Genomic DNA, 17,491 nt, shown 5'->3' with positions numbered 1-17,491 from the left:
GCCCCTACGGAAGGAAGTCCATGCCCGTCCCCACCACCCCCATCGGCCGCGTCCTCGTCACCGGCGGTGCCTCCGGTCTCGGCGCCGCGGTCGTCGCCGCGGTCACCGAGGCCGGCGGCACCCCGATCGTCCTCGACCTGCGCGTCGACGCGGTGCCCGAGGGCATCGACGCCGTGGCCGTCGACGTGTCGGACACCGACGCGGTCGAGCAGGCGGTCCGTCAGGCCGCCGAGCGCCACGACGGACTCGACGCCGTCGTCACCGCCGCGGGGATCGACACGCCGGCACCGATCGACGCGATCTCGTCGGGCAACTGGGAGAAGATCGTCGCCGTCAACCTGATCGGCACCGCTTCGGTGGTCCGGGCAGCGCTCCCCGCGCTCGAGGCGACCCACGGTCGGGTCGTGACGATCTCGTCGTCGCTGGCCCTGCGCGGCGTCGGCGACGGCACCGCGTACTCGGCGTCGAAGTTCGGCGTCCGCGGGTTCTCGCAGGCCCTGGCGGCCGAGACCGCCGGCCGCATCGGCGTCACGAACGTGATCCCGGCCGGCATGCGGACGAACTTCTTCGCCGACCGCACCGAGCAGTACAAGCCGGGCCCGGACGCGCAGCTGATCGAGCCGGAGTACGTCGCGAACTCGATCATCTTCGCGTTGTCGCAGCCGGCTGGCTGCGAGATCCGCGAGCTGTCGATCATGCCCGCGACGGAGCCCAGCTGGCCGTAGGGCCGGCGGCCCCGTCCACCTCGCGAAAGCGACAGATCCCTGCGGAACGTTCGCGGGGATCTGTCGCTTTCGCGGACGGCGGACGGGAGGCGCGGTGCCGGTCGTGCGCCGGGCCTCCCGTCCGTCCGTTTCGTGACGTTGCCTGCACGGTGCGGTCAGACGGTGCGGAGCAGGTCGGCCACGTCGTCGAGGACCAGCTGTGGGTCGACCTCGTCGACGTAGGACGGGTCGTGCGCGCAGCGCTCGGCCGTCCACCCCACCTGCGTGACGTCGACCCCGCAGACCGGGCATCGGGTCACGTACGACAGGTGCACGCGGTGGCGCCCGCGGTCGAACGGTCCGGCGTTGACGACGTTGCCGAACCAGAACACGCCGACGGTGGGCGTCCCGACGGCGACCGCCAGGTGCCGCGGCCCCGAGTCGTCGCCGACCATGACGTCGGCGGCGGCGAGCACGGCCGGCAGCCCGCCGAGCGGCACGGTACCGGTCAGGTCGTGCACCCGGCCGGTGAGGTGGGCGGGCAGCGCGTCGACGATGGCCGTCGCCGCCGGCACGTCGGACGCGTCGCCGACGAGCACGACGTCGTCGCCGACCTCGAGACGCGCGCGGGCGACGGCGGCGAACCGGTCCGGGCTCCAGCGCCGACGCGGATCGGTCGCGCCGGGGTGGATCGCGACGAGTCGCGCGCCGTCCCCGGTGACACCCAACCGCTCACGGACCGCTGCCCGCTCGTGGTCGGCGACGCGCACCCGGGGGTCGAGCGTCACGGGCACGGCCCCGGCGAGGGACACGACCTCGAGGGCACGGAGCACCTCGTGCTGGTAGTAGACGTAGCGGACCCAGCGCTCGAGGACCTCGGCGTCCTCGGTCGCGGTGCCGACGGTGTGCCGGGCGCCGAGCCGGAGCAGGAACGGGTTCGAGTTGCGGCCGCCACCGTGCAGCTGCACCGCGAGGTCGAACCGGCCGTGCAGGCGCGCGACGAAGTCCTCGGCGTCGGGCGCTCCGTCGCCGGAGTCGCGGACGCCCGGCGCGATCGGGAGTTCCTCGAAGGCGTGGACGGCGTCGGTCCGCCCTCGGAGGACCGCTGCGGCAGCGGGTGTGCCGAGCAGGGTGATGCGCGCGTCCGGGTAGGCCGCCGCGAGTGCCTCGAGCGCAGGTACGGCGAACATCAGGTCGCCGAGACCCCCACCGCGGAGCACCGCGATCTCCGTCACGCCGTCGAACCGTTCTCCGCCCACACCGATCTGCTGCACGACTCCCGTCTACCGGTCGGATGCCGGTGGCACGTCCAGCACCCGGCTGCGGAGGGCCGTCGATGGACACGAAGCGCGATGCCGAGACCGCACACAGAGGAGTCCGAGCAGCGTCTGACTCCCGCCCGCCTCCGGAAGGACACCATGACGATCGCACCCGCTGCTGCCGACGCCACCACGGACCTGGTGGTGACCGACCCCGTCGACGGGACGGTCGCGTCGACCGTGCCCCGTGCCTCCGAGCCGGAGGTCCGTGACGCCGTCGCCCGTGCCCGGGCCGCGGCCGGCCCGTGGGCGCGCACCGCCCCGGCCGAGCGCGGCGCGCTCCTGCGCGCGGCGGCCGAGCACGTGCGTGCGCACGCGCAGGAGCTCGCCGACCTGAACACCCGCGAGACCGGCAAGGTGCCGGGTGATGCACTCGGCGGGGTCGAGGCGGGCGTCGGCACCCTGGTGCAGTACGCCGAACTCGGACCGGTGCACCGCGGCGAGGCCCTGCGCGGCCAGTTCGGTGCCGCCGACTGGGCGGTCCCGCATCCCCGTGGCGTAGTGCTCGCCCTGACGCCGTGGAACGACCCCGTCGCCGTGGCGTGCGGCATCCTCGGCGCAGCGATCGTGACGGGCAACACCGTGGTGCACAAGGGCAGCGAGCGCTCCCCCGCGACCATCGCCCGCCTGAACGCCCTGCTCGCCGAGGTCCTGCCCGACGGCGTGCTCGTCGGCGTCGACGGGGACGGCTCCACGGGCGAGCTGCTGCTCGCCCAGGACGGCATCGACGTGTACGCGCACGTCGGGTCCACCGCGACCGGAGACCGACTGTCCGAGGTCGCCGTCGCGACCCGTGCCCATGTGGTCCGCGAGAACGGCGGGAACGACGCGGTCGTCGTCGACGCCGACGTCGACCCGGAGTGGGCCGCCGCCCAGGTGGCGCTCGGCGCGTTCGCGAACACCGGCCAGATCTGCACCAGCGTCGAGCGCGTGTACGTGCACCGCGACGTCGCCGAGCCCTTCGTCGCCGCGCTGGTGGCCGAGGCGGAGCGTCGCACGGCCGCACCCGCGGACACCTACGGTCCGCTCGTCGACGAGCGGCTCCGCAGCACCGTGCAGTCCCACGTCGACGACGCCGTGCAGCGCGGCGCGACGGCTCGGACCGGTGGGGTCACCCCGGACGGTGTCGGGACGTTCTACCCGGCGACCGTGCTCACCGGCTGCACCGACGAGATGCTCGTGATGACCGAGGAGACCTTCGGCCCGATCGCGCCGGTCCGCGTCGTCGACGACTTCGACGAGGGACTCCGGCTCGCCGCCACCGACCGCTACGGCCTCGCCGCGACCGTCCTGACGAACGACACCGGCCACGCCCTGCGCGCCGCAGCCGAGCTGCCGGTCGGCACCGTGAAGGTCAACGCGGTGTTCGGCGGCGCACCGGGCGGCAGCGCCCAGCCGCGCGGCGCGTCCGGAGCGGGCTTCGGGTACGGCCCGCACCTGCTCGACGAGCTGACCACCACCACGGTCGTCCATCTCGAACCGGCACCCGCACGCACCACCGGCGGCACGAAGTGAGCGTCGACGTCCGGCTCGTCCGCGACCTGGTCGCCACGATCGACGACCGCGAACCGCTCGTCGTCGTGATCGGCGACTGCATCCTCGACCGGTGGACCGTCGGCGAGGCCGAGCGGGTCTCGCGCGAGGCACCGGCACCCGTCGTCCGGGTCACCGAGACCATCGCGGTGCCCGGTGGCGCCGCGAACACCGCGGTGAACGCCCGCGCCCTCGGTGCCCGTGTCCGGATGGTGGGACTCATCGGCGACGACGAGGCCGGCGACGTCCTGCGCGAACGGCTCGAGACCGCCGGTGTCGACACCTCGTTCCTGGTCGAGATCACCGGGGCGCGCACCACCACGAAGTCCCGCGTGGTCGGCGGCGACCGGGTCGTGGTCCGGGTCGACGACCTGGCCGGCACCCCGACCGCCGAGCACAACGAACGGTTGGCGCGCGCCGTCGCCCGCGCAATCCGGTGCGCCGACGCCGCGGTCGTCTGCGACTACGGGCTCGGCGTCCGGGCCGAGGACGTCGTGCCGGTGCTGGACCGCGACCGCCCCGGCGCGATCGTCGTCGACGCGCACGACCTCCCCCGCTGGGCGTCGTTGCGACCCGACCTCGTCACGCCCAACGCCGGCGAGGCCGCAGCGCTGCTCGGCCGCGACCTCGGGACCGGTGCCGACCGGGTGGCCGCCGTCGTGGACGCCCGCGCCGACGTCCTCGCCCGCACCGGTGCCCGCGCGGCCGTCGTCACGCTCGACCGCGACGGCACCGTGCTGCTCGAACGCGGCTCGGACGAGGGCTACCGCACCCGCGCGGTCCCGGCCTCGGAACAGCAGGCCTCCGGAGCCGGCGACACGTTCTGCGCCGCCGCGTCGGTGGCACTCGCCGTCGACGCGTCCGTCCGCGACGCGGTGTCGGTGGCGCAGGCCGCCGCCGACGTCGTCGTCCGTGAAGCCGGCACGTCGGTGTGCAGCGCCGCCGCCCTGCTCGCCTCGGTGACCGCCCCGGCAGCCACCGTCGTCGACCACGACGAGCTCGCGGTCGCGGTCGAACGAGCGCGCCAGGACGGGCGCCGGGTGGTGTTCACGAACGGCTGCTTCGACGTCGTGCACCGTGGACACACGACGTACCTGCGCCAGGCCCGTGACCTCGGCGACCTGCTCGTGGTCGCGCTGAACGACGACGACTCGGTGCGACGGCTGAAAGGCCCGGAGCGACCGATCAACCCGGCCGAGGACCGTGCCGGGGTGCTCGCCGCCCTCGCCTGCGTCGACCTGGTCACGGTCTTCGCGACGGACACCCCGATCCCGCTCATCGAACGGCTGCGACCCGAGGTCTACGTCAAGGGCGGGGACTACTCGCCGGAGATGCTCCGCGAGACCGCCGTCGTCCGCGGGTACGGCGGCGAGGGCGTCATGGTCGACTACGTCCCCGAGCACTCCACGACGGCCGTGGTCCGACGCATCCGCGAAGCCGCGGCAGCGTCGGCCGGGCCCACGGTGCCGGCCGCCGCGACCACCGCGCCCGCGGCCGCAGCCGCGACCGACCCCGAGGGGACCCCCGACGGAAAGGTCATACCGCGGTAGGGGGTCGTCGAGACCCCGGCGGGATGGCAGCGCTCGCGGCGCTCCGTAGCGTCGAACCCGTCGACGAGGTCCGTCGGTGGAGGGAGCGTCGCCGTGTTCGACCAGATCACCCCGTTCGTCGTCGAGTTGGCCGCGAGTCCGCTCGTCTACGTCGTGGTCGTCGCCCTGTGCTTCGTCGACGGCTTCTTCCCGCCGGTCCCGAGCGAGTCGGCCCTGGTCGCCGTCGCCGCCATCGCCGCCACGTCCGGCAAGCCCGTCCTGGCCGGGGTCCTGGTGGCCGCCGCGGTGGGGGCGATCGCGGGTGACTCGGTGGCGTACTGGATCGGCCGCCGGATCGGACTCGCCCGCCTGGCGCAGTCCCGACGGCCGAGGATCGCTGCGGCGTTCGCCTTCGCCGAGCGGCAGATGCAGCGCCGGTCCGCGAGCCTGATCCTGGTCGGCCGCTACATCCCCGTCGGCCGGGTCGCGGTGAACACGACCGCCGGGGCGACCCGGCTGCCCTACCGTCGCTTCCTCGCCATCAGTGCGATCGCCGGGACGGCGTGGTCTGCGACCTCGGTCGGGATCGCCCTGGCCGCGTCGCAGGTGCTGCACGAGCCGCTCGTCGCCGCCCTCGTGTCGATGGTGGTCGCGGGCGGACTCGGCATCGCGGTCGACCGGGTCATCGGTAGCATCAGCCGCAGGCGCGACGCCCGTGCCGCCCGAGCGGCCGCCGCGATCGTCCCCACGACCGGCGTGCCCACGGCCGGGGTGCCCGCGACCGGGGTGCCCGCGACCGACGGGCCCACCGCGAGCACCACACCCGTCCCGCACGCCCCGTCCGCCACACCCCGCATCGTCCCCACCGGAGAGATCGTCCGACCGTGACCACCGCCCTGCTCCGCCCGCGACCGACCTGGCTGCCGCTGGCGACCCGGATCGCACTCGTGGTCTCGGTGGTGTCCCTGTTCAGCGTCGCCGCCCCGGTGACCTCGGTCCACTACGCCGTCGCCGTCCCGCTCTCCCTGCTCGTGTCGGCGGTGCTCGCGGTCAGCATCGGCATCGCCCCGTTCGTCCCCCGCACCGCCGCCGCGGTCCACCTGGTCGGACTCGTCGCGCTCGGCCTGCTCACTGCCCCGGTCGAGACGAGCCCGTGGCCGATCCCGGTCACCGGCATCATCGGCCTGAGCGTCCTGCTCGTCGTGCTCGGGGTCCGCTCGACCTGGCGGCTGACCGCGATCGTGTGGGCCGTCGCCGCCGTGCTCCCCCTGCTGCTCGTCGCCGTGACGCCGGGCCGCTGGGATCAGCCCGCCGTGTGGGCGACGAGCTTCGTCGTGTCGGCCGGCGACACGCTCCTGGTCGCCGCGGCCGCCGTCGTCATCGGGCAGCGCCGCAGCATCCGCCAGGAGCTCGTCGCGGCCCGCCGCGACGCCGAGCTCGAGCAGGCCCGGCGCCGCACGGTCGAGGAGCGCTCCCGGATCGCCCGCGAGCTGCACGACGTCGTCGCACACAGCATGTCCGTCGTGCACATGCAGGCGGAGTCGGCCCCGTACCGGGTGGCCGACCTGCCGCAGGAGGCCCGCGCCGAGTTCGCCGCGATCGCCGAGACCTCGCGCACGGCGCTGCGCGAGATGCGCCAGCTGCTCGGCACCCTGCGCGGGGACACCGCCGCCGAGCGCGCGCCGCAGCCGGACCTCACCGACCTGCCCGCGCTCGTGCAGGCCACGCGCGCCGCCGGCATCGCGGTGGAGCTCGACATCGACGTCGCCGACGACGTCGACCGGCTCGCACAGCTCACGGTCTACCGGGTCGTGCAGGAGGCGCTCGGCAACGTCGCCCGGCACGCGCCCGGCGCGTCGACCGTCGTGACGGTCAGGAGGCTCGACACGCGTCTCCGGGTCGAGGTCGCCAACACCGCTCCACCAGCTGGCACCGTGCCGGCCGCACCACCCGACGACGGTGGCTTCGGCCTCGCCGGGATGCGCGAGCGGGTGACCGCGCTCGACGGCACGATCGACCACGGCCCCGGGGCGGACGGCGGCTTCACGGTCGTGGTGACCCTGCCCGTCCGCGTGCCGGCAGCCGACGGGGGAAGCCGATGACGCGGGTGATGGTGGTGGACGACCAGCAGATGTTCCGCATGGGACTGCGGGCGATCCTCCAGGCCCAGGACGACGTCGAGGTCGTGGGCGAGGCCGCGAACGGTGCCGAAGCGGTGGTCGCGGCGATCCGGCTGCAGCCGGACGTGATCCTGATGGACGTCCGGATGCCGGAACTCGACGGGATCGAGGCGACCCGACGGATCACGGCGGCGCCGACGGACCGACCGGTCCGCGTGGTCATGCTGACGACGTTCGACATCGACGACTACGTGTTCGACGCCCTGCGGGCCGGGGCGAGCGGCTTCCTGCTCAAGGACGCGAGCGCCGACGAGCTCGTCGCGGCGGTGCACACGGTGGCCGCGGGCGAGGCGCTGCTCGCTCCGCGCGTGACCCGGCACCTGGTCGAGGCGTTCGTCGCCGGACCGGTCACCGCCGCTCCGCGCACCGAGGTGCTCGACGTCCTGACCGACCGGGAGCGCGACGTGTTCCTGCTCATGGCGCGCGGGCGGTCGAACGGCGAGATCGCGGGCGACCTGTTCATCGCGGAGCAGACCGTCAAGACCCACGTGGGGCGGGTGCTGGCGAAGTTGCAGTTGCGCGACCGGGTGCACGCCGTGGTGCTGGCGTACGAGGCCGGCCTGGTTCGCCCGCTGGGCTGACGCCCCGCGCCCGTCCGCCGCGCCGCTCACGTCCCCCGAGGTTCCGAAATCTGCACATCTCGCGCGCCGAAACATCGGTCCGTGGCACCTCGGCGTCGCGCCAGCGGCGTGTCGCGCGATCTCGTCGGTGTCGCACGGCCGGGCACGAGTGCAGGTCACGCGCGGGTCCTTGCGCGCGCAATCAGCGACATCGCCGATGTCGTACGACATCGAGTACGTCGCAACTGCGCGCCCGCAACGGTTGCACACGCGGAGCGGCGACAAGGTCGTCGTCGAACGACATCGAGAGTGTCGCACCGGGTCGACGCGGGTCGCGGTGGGCAAACGGGGCCGCAGACGGACGGGAGGCCCGGTGCCAGCTGGCACCGGGCCTCCCGTCCGTGGGTGGTCGCGACTCAGGCGGCGAGGTGCGCCTGCAGGAACCAACGGTCCTTCGTCAGGCCGCGCTCGATCTCGATGACGACGTCCTGGCTGTTGAGGTCGACCTCGTCGAGGCCCTCGACGGCGCGACGGACCTGCAGCAGGGCCGCGTCGATCTGGGCGATGACCTCGGTGATGGTCACGTCGGAGTTCTGGAAGCCCTGCGACAGCGGCGGCAGCGTCGTGTTGGCGGCGACGGTCGCGATGCGCGAGTCGACCGGCAGGCCGAGGGCGACGATGCGCTCCGCGGCGGTGTCGGCGTAGGCCTGGGCGTGCTCGACGATGTCGTCGAGGAGCTCGTGCACGCCGACGAAGTTGCGGCCGCGGACGTGCCAGTGCGCCTGCTTGCCGTTGACGACGAGTGCCTCGAGGTCGATCACGACGGGGGCGAGGAACTGTGCCACTCCGGCGGCGAGCTCCGGCGTCGTCGAGAACGGGGACGTGGTGGTCGTGGTGCTGGTGGTGGTCGTGGTCATGTCTGAACCTCCTGCGTCGTGGTCACACCGGATCGCTGGGCCTGTCCTGACCAGTTCGGTGCTGCCGATGGTCACAACCATGCCCCCTTCCCTTGTATGCCGCAAGGAAGTAGAGGCTGCCCTTACCGGCGGCGGTCAGCCGACGAGGGTGTCGAAACCGGCGTCGCTGAGCTCGATCTGCACGACGGACCGCGCGCGCTCGACCCAGGGGCTGTCGGTGCACCCGATCCAGACGCTCGTGCGCGGTTCGCAGTCGGCGACGCACCACTCGGCGGCCCACCCGGTCAGGGCGTGCGCGAGTGCCTCACCGTGGTCGGCGAAGACGAGCGGTGACACGGCGGAGGCGCGGGCACTTCGGACCAGCCACGTGACGGTCACGCGGGGCGGAGCGGGCAGGATGCGGACCTGCTCGTCGAGGGCGACCTCGACGAAGACCTGACCGTACGCGTTCTCCGGCAGGTCCTCGAGCTGGCGGCGGATCTCCGACAGGTCCTCGACGCCGCCGGCGATGAGGATGCGTTCGGTGGGCTGTCGCCGGGTCCGTGCCATGCTGCAACGGTAAGGCAAGCCTTACCTCATCACAAGGGCTGCTGGCCGGTTCCGGCGATGTCCACAGCCGGCACGCCGAGTTCGTGCGCCAGGAACGTCCACATCCACGACAGCGCGACGGTGTTCGTGAGCCCCGGGACGCCCTGGGCGATCTGGGTCGCGACGCCGTCGCTGTACGCCGCGAGCTTCAGGGCGACGGCGTCCGGGTCGACGGGCTCGGCGCCACCCCGGAACACCCCGGCATCGGCGCCGCGGCGGATCACCCGGACCAGGCAGGCCTCCCAGACGCGGATCCGTTCGGCGTACTCGGCGGCCACCTCGGGCCGGCGGACGACCGCGGTCCAGTAGTCGGACCAGATCCGCCAGTGCTGCCGGACCTGCTCGGTGTCGCCGAACAACGGGGCGACGAGCATCCGCAGCGCCTCGACAGGGTCGGGTTCGGCGTCCACGGCGATCACGATCGCACCGTAGAAGCGCTCGGTCTCGAGCACGACGACCTCGTTCAGGATCTCCGCCACGCTGCCGAAGTGGTAGGTCACGGTACCGACGGACACCCCGGCCTCGGCGGCGATGTCCCGCAGGCCCGTCGCCCCGACGCCGTTGCGGACGATGACGGCGCGGGCGGCCTCGACGATCATCGCGCGCCGGACGGCGGGACGCTGCCGGACCCGCGGTGGCGCGCCGGCCGTCTCCGCTGCCGCGCCCGCCGCCTCCGCTGCCGCGCCGGTCATGCCGAGGTCCGCGGGACGTCGTCGACGAACGTCTGCTCGGTGACCAGGACCTCGTCCACGTCGGGGCCGCCGTCACGAGCCCAGGCACGGACGGTGTTCACGACGTGGAAGGCGTCGGCGTCGGCGGTGACCTCGGACGACGTCTCGAGCCGTGCCGTCCACTCCGGCTTCGCCAGGCCGATCGACCAACGCGACGCAGCCACGGCCGAGTTCGGGTCGTCCGACCGGATGCGGTAGGTCTCGCGGGCGTCCTCGCTGAACACGAGTCCGTCCGGGTACACCCGTCCGCCGCCGTAGCCGGGGTCGACGTCGAGGGTCCACTCCCCCGACTCGACGTCGTGCGTGACCGTGCGTTGCGGCAGCCGCTCGGTCGGTGCAACGCGTTCGATCGCCAGCGGCGCCGACCGCTCCGGCTCGTCGAACCGCACGTCGTCGTCGGTGTCGCGCGTCCAGACCGGCAGGCACACCTCGGACGTCGTCGGGTCGACCGTGAGGGTGGCCTCGGTGCCGTGCGGCCAGACCCAGGGCCAGTACGACGACGAGACCGCGATCCGCAGGCGGTGCCCGGCGGCGAACCGGTGACCGGTCGCGACCAGCTGCACCGGCAGCGACGCGGTCGCTCCCGGGACGAGCGGGTCGTTGCGGTCCATCCCGTCCCGCTTCGCCGCGTTGAGCACCCCGCGGGTGACGAGCGTCGAGGAGCCGTCCGGCGCGACGTCGCACAACCGCACCGTCAGGGTGGCGCGGGGCTCGTCGCTCGTGACCGACAGCGTGACGACGACGTTGCCCAGCAGGTCGAACGCCTTGCCGACGGGCAGGTCGAAGCAGACGGATCGGCCGTCCTCGGCACGCTGGTCGGGTGGCAGGTCGGTCGCGTTGCCGAACGGGAAGAACCGGCCGGCGTCGGCACCGGTGTGCTGTGGCGAGCGGACGACGACCGGGCCGTCCCCACCGCCGCGCAGGGTCGCGAGGGGCAGCACGCGCCGGTGGGTCGCTGCGGAGGGCCACGCCTCGGCGCCGACCCACCGACCCCGTCGGGACGCGTAGTACGTCGCCGGTGCTTCGCCGTCGTTGATCCAGGCCCGCAGTGCGGGGTCCTGCTCGACCCCGGTGTCCTCGTCCCGCAGCCAGCGGTCCCACCAGCGCAGCGTCTCCTGCAGGAACCCGATCGACGGGCCGGGTGCGAGACCGCGGTCCGGGTACTGGTGCGACCACGGCCCCACGATGCCCTTGACCGGGGACTGCACGTTCGACACCAGTCGGAGCACGGCGTCGCGGTACGGGTCGGCCCAGCCGCCGACGGCCAGGACGGCTGCGCCGATGTTCCCGTACTCCTCGGCGGCGCTCCCGTGCCGCCAGTAGTCGTCGCGCTCCTGGTGGGACAACCACACCGGCGTCATCGGCCGGTTCGCCTCGAGGCGCTCGCGCCACCGGTCGACCCAGCCGCTGCCGACGACCTCGGGCCGCGGTGGTCGCGAGTTGAACGCGAACATCGTCGCGCCCCACGCGGCCATGTCGATGCCGAGCACCGCACCGCCGACGTAGTGCACGTCGTTGTCGTACCGGTCGTCGGTCGAGCACACCGTGACGATGGCCTTGAGGGCCGCTGGTGCCCGCGCTGCCAACTGCAGGGCGTTGAACCCGCCCCACGAGATGCCGAACATGCCGACGGCGCCCGTCGACCACTGCTGCGCGGCGAGCCAGGCGATCACGGCCTCGCCGTCACGGAGCTCCTGCTCGCTGTACTCGTCGTCGAAGAACCCGTCCGACGAACCGCTGCCCCGGATGTCGACCCGGACCGACGCGTACCCGTGCTGGGCGTACCAGGGGTGCCGCTCGGAGTCGCGGGGCGCGGTCCAGTCGTCGAGCCGATACGGCAGGTACTCGAGCAGGACGGGCACCGGACCGTCGGGCGACGCCGGCGACCAGATCCGGGTGTGCAGCCGGACGCCGTCGGGCATCGGGATCCACTCGTCGCGGACGGTCACGCCCTCGGGCAGTGAACCCGCGTCGCCGATGGCGGTGAAGGTGGCGGGAGTGGCCCCGTCGGTCATGCGTCCTCCCAGTTGCGGGTGCGGTGTCCGTCGCCGTGGTCGGTCCAGCCCTCGGCGTGCTTCCAGCGCGGCACACCGTCGCCGACGTCGGGCAGCACGGTGCTGCCCGGTTCGAGCGTCGCGGCGAGCAGCGTCGACGTGTACGGGTGGTTCGGGCCGGTGAAGACCCGCTCGGTCGGTCCGATCTCGACGATCCGGCCGCCGGTCATCACCGCGACCCGGTCGGCGACGCCCCGGACGACGGCCAGGTCGTGGCTGATGAACAGGCAGCTCAGTCCACGCTCGCGCTGCAGGTCGGCGAGGAGCGCGAGGATCCCGGCCTGCACCTGCACGTCGAGCGCGGTGGTGATCTCGTCGGCGATCACGAGCGAGGGCCCGGCGGCGAGGGCGCGCGCGATCCCGACGCGCTGCCGCTGCCCACCGGACAGCTGGGCCGGCAGCCGGTCGGCGAACTCCGGTCCGAGGCCGACCTGGGTGAGCAGCTCGCCGACGCGCTGTCGTGAGGAGACGCCCGTGAACAGCTTGAGCGGACGCCCGATGGCCGCCCCCACGGTGCGCCGCGGGTTGAGCGAGGTGTCGGCGTTCTGGAACACGAGCTGCACCGCGCGCCGCAGTGCCGCCGTCCGTCCGGCGATCGGCTCGCGCAGGTCGCCGTTCGTGGTGCCGTCGTCGTAGGTGAAGGTGCCGGACTCGGCGGGCACCAGCCCGGCCAGCGCCGTCGCGAGCGTCGACTTGCCGCTGCCGGACTCGCCGACGACGGCGAGCGTCTCGCGCTCGGCGATCGTGAACGAGACGCCGTCGACGGCGGCCGGCAGGCCGCGGCCGTAGCGGATCACCAGGTCGTCCGCGGTCACCACGGGACGGGCGGAGCGGTCGGGAGGCACGGTGCCGGTGGCCGTGGAGCCGACCGTCTCCGGGGCGGTCGCGTCCTCGGGCACGTGCCCCGATCCTCCCGGCCGTCGCCCGTCCGGCACCGCGGCCAGCAGGGCGCGCGTGTACTCGTGCTGCGGGGCGGCGAAGAGCGCCGCCGTGGCGGCGTGCTCGACGATCTCGCCGTCGCGCATGACGGCGATCTCGTCGGCCATCGCGGACACGACGCCGAGGTCGTGGCTGACGAGCAGGACCGCCATGCCGAGCTGCCGGCCGAGGTCCGCGATCAGGTCGAGGACGGCTGCCTGGGTGACGACGTCGAGCGCCGTCGTGGGTTCGTCGAGGACGAGCACCCGGGGGCGGGCCGCCACGGCCATCGCGATCGCGATGCGCTGCTGCTGCCCGCCGGAGAGCTGGTGCGGGTAGCGGCGGACGATCGCCTCCGGGTCGGGCAGCCGGACCAACCGGACGAGTTCGAGGACCCGTTCCGGGCCGTCGGGCTCACGGTGCGCGCGGAGGGCCTCGCGGATCTGCTCGCCGACGCGCATCGACGGGGTGAGGGCCTGGCCCGCGTTCTGCGCCACCACGGACGCGACGCCACCCCGGAGCTCGCGCCGACCGGACGGCGACAGCGCGAAGACGTCGTCACCGCCGACGCGGACCGAGCCGCCGACGATCGTCGAGCCGGCACGGAGGTGTGCCAGCAGCGTCCGGGCGACCGTGGACTTGCCGCTGCCGGACTCCCCGACCAGGCCGAGGGTGCGGCCGGCGGTGATCGCGAAGGACACGCCCCGGACCACGGGGACCAGGCGCTTGCCGGCCGCGTAGGAGATCGCGAGGTCCTCGACGCGGACGATCGGGCCCGGGGCGGTCGCCGTCGTGGCCGACGCGGCGCTGGTGTCGGTGGCGGTCATGCGCTCACTCCCTGCTTGGCGCGGTCGACGCCGAGCGACTTGCTCAGGCCGTCGGCGGCGAGGTTGAGCCCGATCACGAGGGTCGCCAGGGCGACGATCGGCGCGAGCGTCCCGAGCGGTACGACGGTCAGGGCGGTGCGGTTCTCCTGCACCATCAGGCCCCAGTCCGGGGTCGGCGGGTTCGCGCCGAACCCGAGGAAGGACAGCGACGCGACGAGCAGGACGATCCACGAGGCCCGCATGGCGTACTCGACGAGCACCACGTCGAGGACGTTCGGCAGGATCTCGCGGAACACGATCGACAGCGCGCGTTCACCACGGGCCCGGGCTGCCGTCACGTAGTCCTGCGTGATGACGGTGCGGGCGGCACCGCGGACGACGCGGGTCACGGCGGGCGCGTAGACGACGGTGACGGCGAGGACGATGACCCAGAGGCCGGCGTCGAAGACCGTGACGACGACGAGCAGCGCGAGGATCGACGGCACGCTGAGCAGGGCGTCGACGACGCGCATGACGGTCTCGTCGAACCAGTTGTCCGCGTACGCCGTGATGCAGCCGAGCACGGTGCCGACGGCGACGGCGATCGTCGTGGCCAGGAACGTGACGAGCAGGGCGTACCGGCCGCCGTTGAGCGTCCGCGACAGGACGTCACGGCCGTACTGGTCGGTGCCGAGCCAGTGCGTCCAGGTCGGTCCGGCGAGGACGTCGCCGGCGTTCGTGGCCACCGGGTCGTGCCCGGCGATGACCGGGGCGAGGACCGCGAGCACGACGTGCAGGGCGATGAGGCCGAGACCGATGCTCAGCGCGGTCGAGCCGCGCAGGGGCGCGAGTGCGCCGGCGAGGACGGCGCGTCCGGGGCGGCGAGGGGCGATGGCGGTCATGCGGCGGCCTTCCTGGTGCTGCGCGTCGGACGGGTGCGCGTGCGGGGTCGCCGCTGGCGGGTCCGCAGCTTCGGGTCGAGCGCGAGCGCGACGAGGTCGGCGGCGAGGTTGCAGACGACGTAGATGACGGCGCTGAGGAGCGCGATCGCCTCGATCGTCGGCAGGTCGCGGTTGAAGACCGACTCGAGCATGAGCTTGCCCATGCCCGGGTAGTTGAAGACGTTCTCGACGACGACGACCCCGCCGAGCAACCAGGCGACGTTGAGCGCGACGACGTTCAGCGTCGGCAGCAGCGCGCTCGGCACCGCGTGCTTCCAGACCACGCGGCGCATCGTCAGGCCCTTGAGCTCCGCGGTGGTGACGAACTCGGATGCCATCACGTCGATGGTCGAGGACCGCGCGGTGCGGACGATGTAGGCGGCCATCGCCAGGGTGAGCACGATGATCGGCAACCAGATCGTCGGTAGCAGCTCGCCGACGGTGGCGTCGCTCCCCCGCAGCACGACGGCGGGGAAGACCGGCAGGCCGATCGCGAAGAGGAGCACGAGCACGGTCGCGACCATGAACTCGGGGACGCTCATCACGACGAGGCTGACGATCGAGATGACCTTGTCGGACGGGCGACCCCGACGGACCCCGGCGAGGACGCCGAGCGTGAGGGACACGGTGACGCCGACGAGCATGGCGGGCACGGCGATGAGCATGCTGTTGCGGAAGGCCGTGAACAGCGTCGGCGCGACGGCCTCGCCACTGACGAGCGAGGTGCCGAAGTCACCGTGCACCGCACCACCGAGCCACTGCAGGTAGCGGAGCCACACGTTCTGGTCGAGGCCGAGGGTCTCGCGCAGCTGCTTGACGGCGTCCGGCGTGGCGTTCTGCCCGAGCAGCTGCTGCGCGACGTCGCCGGGCAGGGCCTGCACGGCCAGGAACACGAAGAGCGAGGCGAGCACCACCGTCAGCACCGCGATGCCGACCCGGCGGAGGACGGGGACGAGGACGTCCGACGGCGTGTTCGTGGTCGTCATCGGCGCAGTCCGATCCGGAGGTAGTCGAACTCGAAGCCGTACTCCAAGTAGTTCACGACGTCGCGGGAGAGCCCCACGAGCCGGTCGCCGAACATCGGCGTCATGTCGGCTCCGTCCTCGACGACGAGCCGTTGGGCGTCCTGGTAGAGGCTGAGGCGCTTGGCGTCGTCCATCTCGGCGCGGGCGTCGTCGAGCAGCCCGTCGAAGGTCTCGTTCGACCACGCGCTCTCGTTGTAGGACGACCCGGTGCGGAAGATCTGGTTGAGCAGCTGGTCGATCGGCCGGCCGGTGAACCAGTAGCTCACCATGAGCGGCTTCTGCATCCAGATCTGCGTGTAGTACGAGTCCGAGCTCGCGTTGCGGACCGTCAGGTGGATGCCCGCGTCGGCGACGGCGTCGCGGTAGGCGACCGCCATCGGCGTGAACACCGACTCGTAGCTGGACGTGTATATCGACGTCCGGAACCCCTCGTGGCCGGCCTGCTTGAGCAGCGCCTTCGCCTTGTCCGGGTCGTACTCGCGGTGGTCGTCGACGAACGCGGCGAGCTGCGGCGGCACCGGGTTGTCCCACCCGGGCGAGCCGGTGCCCTGCAGGGCGGTGTCGACGATCTGCTGCGGGTCGTAGGCGAGCTTCATCGCCTGACGCACCCGCGGGTCGCTGAACTCGTCGCTCGTGGCGAGCATCGGGATCGTGTACCACTGGGCGTTCTTCGACCGGGCGACGGTGGCGCGATCGGAGGCCGAGACCACCCGCGCGGTCGCGAAGTCCAGGTTCGTCTGCGAGATCAGGTCGATCTGCCCGGCGAGCAGCGCGTTCACCCGGGCCGTGGTGTCCTGGATCGAGTAGAAGTCGATGCCGTCCAGCGCGGGGCGGCCGGCGAAGTGGTCGTCGAACGCCTCGACGCTGCCGGCACCGGCGGGCGTGAACGACGAGAGCCTGAAGGGCCCGGTGCCGATCCCGGTCCGGCCGATGTCGGTGATCGCGGCCGCCGGCACGATGTAGCACTGGTAGGCGGTCAGCAGCGACGGGAACTCGGCGTTCGGCTTGGTCAGCGAGAACCGCAGCGTGTACGGGTCGGTCGCGCGCATCGAGTCGGCGTCCATCACCTCGCCGAGGACACCGGCCTGCGGGCTGCCGGTCTTCTCGTCGAGGATGTGCCGGATGCTCGCGATCGCGTCGTCCGCGGTGAAGCGCGAGCCGTCGTGGAAGGTCACGCCGCGACGGAGCGAGAACGTCCACTCGGTGCCGTCGGCGTTCGCGGACCACTCCTCGGCGAGGTCGGGCACGGTGGTGCCCTGTTCGTCGAGCTTGACGAGCCGGTTGTACAGCGCGCCGAGGTACTCGTAGGCCGACAGCGAGCTGGCGGAGTCGAGCGTCTCGGCGGCCGAGGCGGCCGGGCGCGCGATGCGCAGACGACCGCCGCGTCGGGCCACACCGGTGGCCGCCGCTTCGGGGATCGTGGGGGTGCCGGCGTTCGCACCGGAGCTGCACCCGGTGAGCGTGAGCAGGCCGAGGCCGGCGAGACCGGCGGCACCGGTGAGGAGCGCTCGACGGCTCGGGCCGCGGGCGTTCCGGGGTTCGGGGACGATGGGCTGCATTCGGGGTGACCCCTCCTGTAATCGTTCCGGTGAACGATAGAGGGAGACCGGCGATCCCCCAAGTCCTGGCCCTCGTCGGCCCGAGTGTTTACGAAGTCGTTACACGGACGCCCTCGGTGCGGTGCAT

Annotated in this window: 15 protein-coding genes; 6 read left to right on the top strand and 9 right to left on the bottom strand. The window is 73.1% G+C overall.

The annotated features are described in order from the left end of the window. Window positions 1-20 precede the first annotated feature (20 nt). Window positions 21-725 (top strand): SDR family oxidoreductase, encoded by a 705-nt coding sequence (locus tag ACGH48_RS09920; protein ID WP_123312658.1) that lies wholly within the window; start codon window positions 21-23, stop codon window positions 723-725. Between the two features lie 155 nt (window positions 726-880). Here the strand turns inward: ACGH48_RS09920 and ACGH48_RS09915 are convergent, their stop codons facing one another. Then, entirely contained in the window at window positions 881-1,978 is a 1,098-nt protein-coding gene (locus ACGH48_RS09915) for a glycosyltransferase family 9 protein (RefSeq protein ID WP_396288373.1), read from the bottom strand. 144 nt (window positions 1,979-2,122) lie between these two features. Between ACGH48_RS09915 and ACGH48_RS09910 the strand changes: the two genes are divergently transcribed. The 5 genes from ACGH48_RS09910 (at window position 2,123) to ACGH48_RS09890 (ending at window position 7,846) form a co-directional block, all read left to right on the top strand. Next, window positions 2,123-3,538 (top strand): aldehyde dehydrogenase family protein, encoded by a 1,416-nt coding sequence (locus ACGH48_RS09910; protein ID WP_396288371.1) that lies wholly within the window; start codon window positions 2,123-2,125, stop codon window positions 3,536-3,538. Continuing rightward, window positions 3,535-5,106, top strand: coding sequence for a D-glycero-beta-D-manno-heptose 1-phosphate adenylyltransferase (gene rfaE2, locus ACGH48_RS09905; protein WP_396288369.1), 1,572 nt, complete (start codon window positions 3,535-3,537; stop codon window positions 5,104-5,106). Before ACGH48_RS09910 ends, rfaE2 begins: the two co-directional genes overlap by 4 nt. A gap of 93 nt (window positions 5,107-5,199) precedes the next feature. After that, window positions 5,200-5,973, top strand: a complete 774-nt coding sequence (locus ACGH48_RS09900) for a DedA family protein (RefSeq protein WP_396288367.1) — start codon at window positions 5,200-5,202, stop codon at window positions 5,971-5,973. Next, entirely contained in the window at window positions 5,970-7,187 is a 1,218-nt protein-coding gene (locus tag ACGH48_RS09895; protein ID WP_396288365.1) for a sensor histidine kinase, read from the top strand. Before ACGH48_RS09900 ends, ACGH48_RS09895 begins: the two co-directional genes overlap by 4 nt. Further along, window positions 7,184-7,846: a response regulator gene (locus ACGH48_RS09890; RefSeq protein WP_396288363.1), complete on the top strand. Its 663-nt coding sequence runs from the start codon at window positions 7,184-7,186 to the stop codon at window positions 7,844-7,846. Before ACGH48_RS09895 ends, ACGH48_RS09890 begins: the two co-directional genes overlap by 4 nt. A 395-nt stretch (window positions 7,847-8,241) precedes the next feature. Here the strand turns inward: ACGH48_RS09890 and ACGH48_RS09885 are convergent, their stop codons facing one another. The 8 genes from ACGH48_RS09885 to ACGH48_RS09850 form a co-directional block, all read right to left on the bottom strand. Next, window positions 8,242-8,742, bottom strand: a complete 501-nt coding sequence (locus tag ACGH48_RS09885; RefSeq protein ID WP_111084072.1) for a Dps family protein — start codon at window positions 8,740-8,742, stop codon at window positions 8,242-8,244. A 135-nt stretch (window positions 8,743-8,877) separates the two neighbouring features. After that, complete coding sequence (locus tag ACGH48_RS09880; RefSeq protein ID WP_123312665.1) at window positions 8,878-9,291, bottom strand: SIP domain-containing protein; 414 nt, start codon at window positions 9,289-9,291, stop codon at window positions 8,878-8,880. A 29-nt stretch (window positions 9,292-9,320) separates the two neighbouring features. Continuing rightward, the gene (locus ACGH48_RS09875; RefSeq protein ID WP_396288360.1) at window positions 9,321-10,022 is read right to left on the bottom strand and encodes a TetR/AcrR family transcriptional regulator; all 702 of its coding nucleotides are present in this window, start codon (window positions 10,020-10,022) and stop codon (window positions 9,321-9,323) included. Further along, window positions 10,019-12,076 (bottom strand): CocE/NonD family hydrolase, encoded by a 2,058-nt coding sequence (locus ACGH48_RS09870; RefSeq protein WP_396288358.1) that lies wholly within the window; start codon window positions 12,074-12,076, stop codon window positions 10,019-10,021. The genes ACGH48_RS09875 and ACGH48_RS09870 overlap by 4 nt, the downstream gene beginning before the upstream one ends. After that, on the bottom strand, window positions 12,073-13,860 hold the full coding sequence (locus tag ACGH48_RS09865; RefSeq protein ID WP_396288356.1) for a dipeptide ABC transporter ATP-binding protein: 1,788 nt from the start codon (window positions 13,858-13,860) through the stop codon (window positions 12,073-12,075). The genes ACGH48_RS09870 and ACGH48_RS09865 overlap by 4 nt, the downstream gene beginning before the upstream one ends. Next, the gene (locus ACGH48_RS09860; RefSeq protein ID WP_396288354.1) at window positions 13,857-14,741 is read right to left on the bottom strand and encodes an ABC transporter permease; all 885 of its coding nucleotides are present in this window, start codon (window positions 14,739-14,741) and stop codon (window positions 13,857-13,859) included. Before ACGH48_RS09860 ends, ACGH48_RS09865 begins: the two co-directional genes overlap by 4 nt. Then, a complete protein-coding gene (locus ACGH48_RS09855; protein ID WP_340196106.1) occupies window positions 14,738-15,766 on the bottom strand; it encodes an ABC transporter permease in 1,029 nt (342 codons plus the stop codon). The genes ACGH48_RS09860 and ACGH48_RS09855 overlap by 4 nt, the downstream gene beginning before the upstream one ends. Continuing rightward, window positions 15,763-17,364, bottom strand: coding sequence for an ABC transporter substrate-binding protein (locus tag ACGH48_RS09850; RefSeq protein ID WP_396288352.1), 1,602 nt, complete (start codon window positions 17,362-17,364; stop codon window positions 15,763-15,765). Before ACGH48_RS09850 ends, ACGH48_RS09855 begins: the two co-directional genes overlap by 4 nt. Between the last annotated feature and the right edge of the window lie 127 nt (window positions 17,365-17,491).

It is taken from the genome of Curtobacterium pomorum, from assembly GCF_044497295.1.
GTDB lineage: Bacteria > Actinomycetota > Actinomycetes > Actinomycetales > Microbacteriaceae > Curtobacterium.
This window is presented reverse-complemented; position numbering and strand designations above follow the sequence as displayed.

Bases quoted from the DNA above. Each gene is read 5' to 3' on its own strand.
- ACGH48_RS09920 (WP_123312658.1), top strand. From the start codon at position 21: ATGCCCGTCCCCACCACCCCCATCGGCCGCGTCCTCGTCACCGGCGGT.
- ACGH48_RS09910 (WP_396288371.1), top strand. From the start codon at position 2,123: ATGACGATCGCACCCGCTGCTGCCGACGCCACCACGGACCTGGTGGTG.
- ACGH48_RS09890 (WP_396288363.1), top strand. From the start codon at position 7,184: ATGACGCGGGTGATGGTGGTGGACGACCAGCAGATGTTCCGCATGGGA.
- ACGH48_RS09885 (WP_111084072.1), bottom strand. From the start codon at position 8,742: ATGACCACGACCACCACCAGCACCACGACCACCACGTCCCCGTTCTCG.
- ACGH48_RS09880 (WP_123312665.1), bottom strand. From the start codon at position 9,291: ATGGCACGGACCCGGCGACAGCCCACCGAACGCATCCTCATCGCCGGC.
- ACGH48_RS09875 (WP_396288360.1), bottom strand. From the start codon at position 10,022: ATGACCGGCGCGGCAGCGGAGGCGGCGGGCGCGGCAGCGGAGACGGCC.
- ACGH48_RS09870 (WP_396288358.1), bottom strand. From the start codon at position 12,076: ATGACCGACGGGGCCACTCCCGCCACCTTCACCGCCATCGGCGACGCG.
- ACGH48_RS09865 (WP_396288356.1), bottom strand. From the start codon at position 13,860: ATGACCGCCACCGACACCAGCGCCGCGTCGGCCACGACGGCGACCGCC.
- ACGH48_RS09860 (WP_396288354.1), bottom strand. From the start codon at position 14,741: ATGACCGCCATCGCCCCTCGCCGCCCCGGACGCGCCGTCCTCGCCGGC.
- ACGH48_RS09855 (WP_340196106.1), bottom strand. From the start codon at position 15,766: ATGACGACCACGAACACGCCGTCGGACGTCCTCGTCCCCGTCCTCCGC.
- ACGH48_RS09850 (WP_396288352.1), bottom strand. From the start codon at position 17,364: ATGCAGCCCATCGTCCCCGAACCCCGGAACGCCCGCGGCCCGAGCCGT.